Here is a 9,938-nt window from a genome sequence, read left to right as displayed (position 1 = left end):
GTTTCCCGTCAAGGCACACTTTGTTTTTCGCCTTGACTAGAAAACCTTTGTTTTTATTGTTTGGTTATTAACCCCGCAAAAGAGAAAGTAATTATCTGTTTTTTTGCACTTTACTTTACAATTGGAGATCTTTATCATTCACATAACTAATTTCACGAGTAACTACTTTAATAGTTGAAAGATCTTTATCTTTTAAATCTTCTGGCCAGTTTGGTGAATTTGGATCATCCGGATTAACTGGTTGACCTGGTTTTGGTGTTTCACCTTCTGGTGTATTAGGTGTTATTGTCTTAATAATTGGTCTTACCACAACAGTAAAGACTTGGCTTGGATATTCTCTTACATTATCTTTTATACTATCGTATACTTTTTCTCCACCATTTGTGAAGTCATCAGACACAAATTCATACCCTTGTTTTTCTAACTTAGTAATTTTTTCAGCTGTACTATATTCAATTTTATCTCCTGCAAACCCTGTTTTCGTATCTGGATCTGCAACAGCTTTTTCTGTATTCTCTTCAATATAGCGAATAACTGCTACTTGTGTGTCTTTTTCTTCTGGTGCTTTTGGTGCGTATACAACAACTTCAACAATATCTTTTGTATCAATAGTTGTTTCAACTGGTTTTGTTGTTGTGTCTGATTCAACAACCGTTCCATTATTTGTTGTTACAACAATATCATGATTTTCAACCGTTGGTAACGGATTTCCTTCTAATATTGAATCTCCATTTTTGGCTGTCCAGTCACCATAAGTGACTTTACCAGTAACTAAGTTCACCATAGCTGTACGTTCATACGTCACAGTATTTGTATTTGTATCAGCAACTTTTTTACCTGTTACATCCACATAAGATACCGTACGTGTAATTGTTTTCGTTAAATCTAATTGACTAACTGTTTCAGGCCATTTTGGTCCGTCTGGTTTTTCTGGATTAACTGGTTGACCTGGTACAGGTGGATTATCATTTGGTTTAACTGGTTCTACACGTGGTTCCAATTCATAAACAAAGTCTTGTGAATTGTCTGGAATACCGTCAAATGTTCCTTCTGGAGAATATGGATTTTTATCTTTATCTCCAATATTCGTTACTGTATAACCTTGTTGCTCATATTCTTTGATTTTTCCAGCAGGATCATAGCCAAATTGGTCACCTTCTTTACCAGAAATGTTTTCTGTGTGTTTCACTTCTCCAGTATCTTTTACTTTAAAAGTTACTGTCCCTACTTGTGTTGGAGCCACTGGTGTATATAAAACTTTCTTATCTGAAAGACCAGTAATGACACCATCTTGAGAAATTGTTGCTGTTTCAGCTTCAACACTTGCTTTATCAAATGTATAACCGTCTTTTTCTTTTGAGGTAACTTCAGGAGCTTCTGATTTAACAGCAGTCCATTCACCATACGTTACTTCACCAGTCACATTATCAATCGTCATTGAACGTGTAAACACAACTTCTTGAACAACATCTTCAAATACTTTTTCTGCATTATCATCCGGTGTTGCTGCATAACGGTAGCGAATTGTACGTGTTGCTTTCTTAACAAGTTCTTTTACTTCATTTGGCCATTTTGGTCCATCTGGATTATTTGGATTTACTGGTTGACCTGGTTCAACCGGTGTATTTCCTTCTGGATCATTTGGATTTGGAATTGGACTATCCGGATTATTTGGATCAGGCATAATTGGTGTTAATTTATGTCTTAATGTTACTTCAAATTTTTGTGTTGGATTTGCATCAGACTCATCTTTCTCATTATCAAACACAAGTTTTGTTGGTACACCATCCTGAACTAATTCGTATCCTTGATTCACATATTCATCAATACGTGATTTCGTTGAGTAATCACTTGTTGCACCAGTAGCACCATTTCTTTTATCAACATCACCTAAAATAATTGGTTTATTCGGATCATTTACATCTTTATACGTAATGGTTGCATGTTGTACTACTTCATTTGGAACATAGATAACTTGAACATCTTGTGGATCAGAATCACCAGTCAAGTTTGTTAATGCATCGACACTTGGTAAATGTGGTGTATACCCTGTAATTTCAGGTGAATCAACTTTATCCATTGTATCTGTTGTTACTGGTGTCCATTCACCATAAATCACTTCACCTGTTACATGATTTACTTCTGCTGTTCTTGTGAATGTCAATGTTTGTGTTACAGTTGGTGCTTTATCTTGTTCAACTGGTTTACCATTATTGTATACATAAGTAATATTACGTGTAATAGTACGTACTAAATCTTTTTCAGCTACACCTGCTGGCCATTTTGGTCCGTCTGGTTGTGTTGGATCAATTGGTTGACCTGGTTCAACTGGTGTTGTTGGATCATTCGGATTTGGTACTTTATTTGTTGGATCTTCTGGTTTTGGTGTGATTGTGGATGTTTTCTTTTTCACAACTACTGTAAAGACTTGAGTAGGATCTTGTCCAACTGTATCTTTTTGATCATCAAATGTTTGCCCAGCATCAGTTGTAAAATCATCAGATACAAAATCATATCCTTGTTTTTTCAACTCTTTAATTTTTGATGCTGTACTATAGTCAATTTTATCTCCTGCAAACCCTGTTTTTGTATCTGGATCAGCAACTGTTTTATTGGTACCCTCTTCAATATAACGAATAACCGCTACTTGAGTTTCTTTGACTTCTGGTGTTTTTGGTGCATATACAACAACTTCAACAATATCTTTTGAATTTTCAGTTGTCTCAACAGGTTGTGTTGTTGTATTCGCGTCAACAATCGTACCATTATTTGTTGTTGTAACAATATCATGATCTTCAACTACTGGCAGCACTTGTCCCTCTAATGTTTTATCAGCATTTTTTGGCATCCAAGGTGTATACTCTATTTCGCCAGTAACAATATTTACGGTTGCACTACGTTCATACGTCACCGTATTTGTTTTTGTTTCAGCAACTGGTTTACCTGTTGTATCGACATAAGATACTGTACGTGTAATTGTTTTTGTTAAGTCTAATTGATCTACTGTTGCAGGCCATTGAGGTCCGTTTGGTTCATTTGGTTCAACTGGTGTATTTGGTTCTGGCTTAGGCTCTGCGGGTGTTACTGGTTTTTTCAATGCTTTTACAACTACTGTGAAGACTTGGCTTGGATCTTCAGCTAATTTATCTTCTGTTGTATCGTATACTTGACCATCATCTTTTGTGAAGCCATCTGAGACAAGTACATATCCTTGTTTTTTCAATTCTTCAATTTTCGGAGCTGTATCGTAATTGATTTTTTCATTTGCTTTACCTTTTACCGAATCTGAGGCAGCAACTATTTTATTTGTTGTTTCTTCAACATAATTAATTTTTGCTGCTTGATCTGGAAGCTTTTTATAAATAACCGTCACGTCTTGTGGATCTGACTCACCGTTTAAGTTTGTTTCTGCTTTTACCGTTACTTGATCTGGGGTATAACCGTCAATCGTAGGGCTTGTCACTTCCGGCATTTCGTTTGTTGTAACAGGTTGCCATTCTCCATAAGTAATCGCACCTGTCACATGATTTACTGTAGCCGTACGTTTAAACGTTAATGATTGAATTACTGTTTTTGGTTCTCCATTTTCCATAACTGGTGTACCGTCATCGTATACATAATTAATTACACGATCGACTGTACTAATTAAATCAGATTCATCTAAACCTGTTACTGGCCATATTGATTCATCCGGATTTTCTCGAGTTGGTGTAATCACAATAGATTCTCCAGGTTTAACCGGTGTATTACCCGTTGGATCATGAGGATTTGGTACTTTATTCGTTTCACTATCCGGGTTAGGTGTAATAGTCGTTTCTTTAGGTCTTACAACAACCTTAAAGACTTGTCCTTCCTCTCCTAATTTATCTGGAATTTTATCATAATTTGTGTCTTCTGTTGGACGATCTTTAAAACCATCTGTTACCAATTCATATCCTTTTTGTTTTAAAACATTAATCATTGGTGTTGTGTCATACATAATCTCAGCACCTGTATTTCCAACAACAGATGATTGTGGTGCTACAACATTATCTAATTCATCAACATATTTAATTGTTGCAATTTGTGGTGTATCAATCGTTTCATCTAGCACATATTGATATTTAATCACTTGGTCAGTTTTTGTGACATTACCAGATTCTGGTGCTGATCCATCTTTTAATTTAGGCACACCATTTTCTCTCACTAAGCGATATACTTTACCTTCTACTGAACGAATAAATTCTGGAACATCTGTTGATGTATATGGAGTATAAAGTAATTCATTTGTTACAACATCCTCTCTACCCATAGTCACTTGTGCAGGTAGAATAGCGATAAATTCATTATTAACAACCGTTCCAATATCTCCAGCTAATTTTTCTTCTGTATTAGCAATATAATATTCACGATATACATTTCCTTTTACCGTTAATATTGGAATAGACGCACCATCCCCCAATACGGATCTGTGCTATGATTATAGAAATATTCACCTGCTGCATTATCCGGATTCACAACAGCAACTTGACGTCCACTATTGGCAAAAATTTTACCATCAGATGTTAAACCAATACCTCCGATTGCCCACGTTGCATCATTTGCACCTGTACTATCACCAGATGTTGCATCTACAATACGTACTCGTTTAGATAAGTAGCTTTCTAATTTTGTGTAATTATCTTGTGTAGCTGCACCTTTTTCCACTTGATCAGCTTTTACTGTTAAAATGTAATAATCTGGTGTATTGAATTGATTCAATAATAAACTCATATTCCCTTCACTATCAAAGGAAATATCACTACCTACAGCCCAACTTCCAGCTCTGAAAAAGCGTTCAAAAGTGTCAAATAAGTTACTTTTAAAAAGCGTTGAATCAACATATCCAACTGGTTCTACTTTTTGTGTTGCTGGATCATAAGACCAGAAACGGAAATAAATATCAAATGTATGGTCTCTTGTTGCTTTTTTAAATTCATCTTCTGTTCCAGGTTGTACTTTATTAAAAGATGGATCATAATCACGTGTGTGCATCCCAAAATAATATTTACCATCTACTGGATTGACAGCACCGGCTGTCCATGAATTTGTTCGCATAATCGCTTTATCTGCCCATGTAGACGCATCGCTGACAAATTCCCAATAGTGTTTAGTAATATCATAGCGATATACCCCAACAATATTTGTTCTATTTGGATTTGCCTGCCCATTGATCATTGTATTGATATCACCCATAAATCCGATCATATAAGCATATCGTCCATCTTGAGAAATACCTAAACCATTAAAACGTAAATTATCTGTTCCAGCTGAAAAACCTTGTTTAGCAGTTTGTTCTTTTAAATGGTCGTAAACATTTTGACCATTTGACATTTTATCTTGTGAAATTTGTGTCACAGATTTATTTTTTACATCTACTTCATAGATAAGACCACTGTATTTTGGATTAGCATCTGCACGTCCCGATGCTTGTACATAGTAATAATCACCATTATTACTAAAACGTCCAATAGTTAATGCACCTCCTGTATCAAGCGTTGGCGTTTCTGCATGTGCAACAAGCACATTATTGTTGATTGAATCTCCTACTGCAAATAACGATGTCCCTAATAAAACAGAACACGTTCCAACTGTTAATTTACGAATAGAAAATCTTTGTCGCTTATTAAAAATCATATAACCTCCTAATAATTATCATATTTTATGTTTTTCTTTTTGTTATAACACTTCTTTATGAATATATTGTTTCTGTGTTTCTTTTTTGATGAGTATCTCCAATACCGTCTTGAACATTGACGACTATAAAGAATAATCCGTCTAATCAATCTATCTTTCAGTGTTACAACCAGTGTTTCTCATTTCTACAAATTAATATTCAGCCTTTATAAAAAATAAATTTTGTTATTCATTTGCACATAAAATCTTTTTTCATCATTATTCTCATACTTTTTTACAAATACTTTATATAGTGTATTTATAAGTCCAACAGTCAGTTTAAGAAACATCAAAAACTGTACACTCCTTTCTTTAGTGAATAATATGTGTTTGTCCATTTAAGTAGACTTTTACGGACAAGCAAAATGAGAAAATATGAAAAATAGATATATTATTTTCATGTGTTTATTTTCATAAAACTCTTTTTATTTTGTGAATTAGAAAGGCTAACGGTATACGTACCCACCCCCATTATTCCATTATAAACATTTGTACAAAAATGTCTAGTTTTTTAGGATTTTTTTAATATTATTTCACTTACTTTTTCAAATAAAAATAAGTTTTAAACAAAAGTATCCGACGTAAACAAATGTTTACGTCGGATACTTTCTTAGATTTATATACTTTTTTATAAGTTTATCAAAAATCAATTTAGTCTATCTTTCCATTTTATAAATATACGTTTTCATACACTTGAAAAAACCATATCTATCTTATTTTTTCTGAAAACCTAGTAGACGTAATCCATTTAAAATGACGAGTATCGTTGACATTTCATGGAAAAAAACACCTTTCGTTAAATCTAGAATACCAAGCATATTTAATAAAATAAGTACTAAAATCACACTAATTGCAAAAGCAATATTGACTCTTGTAATACGCCCATACTTTTGACTCAGTTCATACAATAAAGCAATTTTTGATAAGTGATTTTGTGTAATGATAACATCACTAACATCCATGGCAATATCGGTACCACTCCCCATTGCAATGCTAACATCTGCATGAGCTAAAATTGGAGCATCGTTGATTCCGTCTCCAATCATACCTACAACTTTCTCATCATGTTTATATTGTTGCATATATGTTACTTTATCCTCCGGCAAACACTCTGCATAAAACTTAGGTAATCCTAGTGTATTCGCAACACTTTTTGCAGCGTGCTCTCTATCTCCAGTAAGCATAACAACATCTACAAGATGTGTTTTAAATACCTCTACCATTTCTTGAGCATCTTTTCGTACTGCATCAACCAACTCAAAATAACCAATGACTTCGTTATTTTCTGAAACAAATAATAATGTTCCTTGACTTTCTTTTTCTAAATAATGATTTGTATCTGTACAATCACGCATAAAACGCTTATTACCAATAGATAGTTGATTCATTTGTAACCCACAACCTGCAATCTCTTGAATGACTATATCTTGTGGTAATGTCGGATAAGACACATCTTTAAAATAAGTCATAATAGATTTTGCCAATGGATGTGATGACTGACTTTCCATAGACAGCACAAGTGGTAAAACTTCTGGTTTATCCAAATGATACTGATGTACACGAAATTGACCTGTTGTTAACGTTCCCGTTTTATCACTAAATAAAGTCGTCATACGCATCATTTTTTCCAATGCATTCCCATTTTTGATTAAAATACCATTTTTAGCACCAAAACTCATCGCACTGAGCATAGCTGGAGTCATTGATGCAATAAGCGCACATGGACTTGCAACAGTCAATAAAATCATACCTCGATAAAAAGCGTCTGTAAAACTCAATCCTTGGATACACATTAAATAAGTAATAAAGAATACAACTGTTATCAATACACCTAGCACATACGTTTTTTGTATTTGATGAATACGTTTATCTAAATGACTTTTACTATTATTAGCTGTTTTAACTAAGGATACAATATGTGAAAATACACTATCATGACTTGTTTTTGTTGCGACGTAAACGCTCGTATCTCCAATATTGATTGTTCCAGCAAATACATCATCACCAATTTCTTTATATACAGGAATGCTCTCTCCCGTTAATACACTTTCATTCACGAGCATCACTTTAGAAGCTGTTCCATCCAAAGCAATTTGCTCTCCTTTTTTAACAATCAATGTTTGTCCAATATCAATCTGATCAATATCTACAATTTCTGTCGTATCATCTTCCTTTAAAACCATTGCTTGTTTTGGAATATGTGTCATTAACGATTCCATTGTTTTCATTGATTTTTGATACACATAATCCTCTAACATTTCTGAACCAGAAAAAATAAATAATAAAATAGCCGCTTCGCTAAAATACCCAATAGAGATGGCACCACATGCCGATAATATCATTAGAAAATCAACATTTAATCTATGCTCTTCAACAATATCAGAAATAACATCTTTGACAATTTCATACCCTAATAATACACTAGCAAGACATAACCACAACGGACTTCCTGATAGCTGTATCTGCTCACATAATAAACCGATACCTAGACTAATACTCCCTGCCACAAATAGTTTTCCTTCCTTTGTTTTTAGTAAATCAAACATATTTTTCCTCTCCTTTTTATTTGATAATACAAAAAAGAGCATACCCGTGGACAGTTCGTACTGTCTCACAGATATGCTCAGTTCATTTACTAAACATTTTTCTGCTGTCTAAACACTTATAGACCCGGCTACGTAAAGAGCCATTACTGCTCTTTACTGCTTGTTCAAAAAATAATTTATTTCTATACATATATAATAAAAGAAATGACATATTTTGTCAAGAAAAGTTTGAGAAAAAATTCACTTTTTTAGCAAGCCGAGTTGTAAAATAAAGTGCAAAAGCAAAATAGTGTTATAAAAACAAAAAAAGACAGATAATTAACTTACTAAAATCCTCTACAACATTAGAAAGGTCATTATCATGTCTGAAATAATCATAACACAAAAAAACAATATAAACAGCTATTATTGGTTGAACGTACAAAAATTGAAACGTTATTAAACGAAAAAAAGCCAATACGATATATCGCTGAACGACTCGGAAGAAATGTATCCACAATCTATAGAGAAATCAAACGCGGAAGCGTTAATCAAATGGTTCATCGAAATGGTATTCAACGTGACGAACTAAAATATTACGTTGAAACAAGCCATCATATTTATAAAGCTAAGTAACAAATTAAATATCATACTGATTTAACTGAAAAATTTAGTCAACAATTTTTCAAAGACTTACAACAAGCAGTCACTGAAACATACAGAATACACAGTATTGATACCTTTGTACATTGGTATCGCCTAAATCACCCTAATGAAAAAGTCCCTTGTACGAAAACGGTTTATACGTTTGTCCATCAAGGCATTATCCCTATCAAACCAATTGATTTACCCAAAATGGTAAGCATTAGAAAACGACCGGAAAAAGAGAACACCAAAACATACAAGAAAAACATGGGAACCTCTATCGAAAATCGACCAGATGTAGCGAATAATCGTACAGAATTTGTACATTGGGAAATTGACTTAGTCTTATTTAAGAAAACGAAAAATGAAGCTCTATTATTAACGTTAGTAGAACGACAAACACGTTATACAATTATGCGTAAAATGAATGGTAAAACAGCACAATGTGTCTTACGGACATTAAAGAATATTTTAAACAATATAGGAAATCAACCTTCAAGAGTATAACATCTGATAATGGTTCAGAATTCGCCTCATTATCTGAATTAGAATCGACATATTTAAGCATTTACTACGCACACCCTTATTCATCTTATGAGCGTGGTACTAACGAAAATCATAACGGACAGATACGGGAGTTTTTACCTAATGGTAAATCTATCAACACCGCTAAAAAATCAACTATTCGTAAAATAGAACCCTACTTAAATCATAAAATACGACGTAAATTAGGTTATCGTACACCTGCAGAGTTATTTTTATTGCGGGTAGGTTCATCGTTTAATAAAAACAGGTTTCCCGTCAAGGCACACTTTGTTTTTCGCCTTGACTAGAAACCTTGGTTTTTATTATTTGGTTATCAACCCCGCAAAAGAGAAAGTGATTATCTGTTTTTTGCACTTTACAATTGGAGTTAAATCAAGGATAAACCAACATTGGTTTATCCCTCAGACTGTTGACAATAGCGATAAAAAATCCAACGTATTTTTCCAGTTTTGAAAAATACGTTGGATTTTGCATTTAAAAATGATAAATAAAGAACTATATTGTAAAAAATGGCTATCTCTCGTGAGT

4 protein-coding genes, 1 pseudogene and 1 riboswitch are annotated in these 9,938 nt (G+C 33.6%); of the genes and pseudogenes, 2 read left to right on the top strand and 3 right to left on the bottom strand.

From position 1 onward, the window contains the following. Positions 1-115: 115 nt before the first annotated feature. The 3 genes from GMA06_RS08605 to GMA06_RS07780 all read right to left on the bottom strand — a co-directional run bounded on the left by GMA06_RS08605 (position 116) and on the right by GMA06_RS07780 (position 8,240). The gene (locus GMA06_RS08605; RefSeq protein WP_163562245.1) at positions 116-4,441 is read right to left on the bottom strand and encodes a hypothetical protein; all 4,326 of its coding nucleotides are present in this window, start codon (positions 4,439-4,441) and stop codon (positions 116-118) included. Beyond that, complete coding sequence (locus tag GMA06_RS08600; RefSeq protein WP_163562244.1) at positions 4,411-5,655, bottom strand: YSIRK-type signal peptide-containing protein; 1,245 nt, start codon at positions 5,653-5,655, stop codon at positions 4,411-4,413. The genes GMA06_RS08605 and GMA06_RS08600 overlap by 31 nt, the downstream gene beginning before the upstream one ends. A 752-nt stretch (positions 5,656-6,407) precedes the next feature. Beyond that, positions 6,408-8,240: a heavy metal translocating P-type ATPase gene (locus tag GMA06_RS07780; RefSeq protein WP_163562243.1), complete on the bottom strand. Its 1,833-nt coding sequence runs from the start codon at positions 8,238-8,240 to the stop codon at positions 6,408-6,410. A gap of 58 nt (positions 8,241-8,298) precedes the next feature. Then, positions 8,299-8,418, bottom strand: a riboswitch (NiCo riboswitch). A gap of 227 nt (positions 8,419-8,645) precedes the next feature. Between GMA06_RS07780 and GMA06_RS07775 the strand changes: the two are divergent. Further along, positions 8,646-8,855: pseudogene (locus tag GMA06_RS07775) on the top strand (helix-turn-helix domain-containing protein); the annotation flags it as partial. A gap of 3 nt (positions 8,856-8,858) precedes the next feature. Continuing rightward, positions 8,859-9,371 (top strand): IS30 family transposase, encoded by a 513-nt coding sequence (locus GMA06_RS07770; protein ID WP_163562246.1) that lies wholly within the window; start codon positions 8,859-8,861, stop codon positions 9,369-9,371. The last annotated feature ends 567 nt before the right edge of the window (positions 9,372-9,938 follow it).

The sequence above is a fragment of the Granulicatella sp. zg-84 genome (assembly GCF_010892375.1).
Taxonomy (GTDB): domain Bacteria; phylum Bacillota; class Bacilli; order Lactobacillales; family Aerococcaceae; genus WM01.
The sequence above is the reverse complement of the archived record's forward strand: the minus strand, read 5'-3'. Positions and strand labels throughout refer to the sequence as shown.

Bases quoted from the DNA above. Each gene is read 5' to 3' on its own strand.
- GMA06_RS07780 (WP_163562243.1), bottom strand. From the start codon at position 8,240: ATGTTTGATTTACTAAAAACAAAGGAAGGAAAACTATTTGTGGCAGGG.
- GMA06_RS08600 (WP_163562244.1), bottom strand. From the start codon at position 5,655: ATGATTTTTAATAAGCGACAAAGATTTTCTATTCGTAAATTAACAGTT.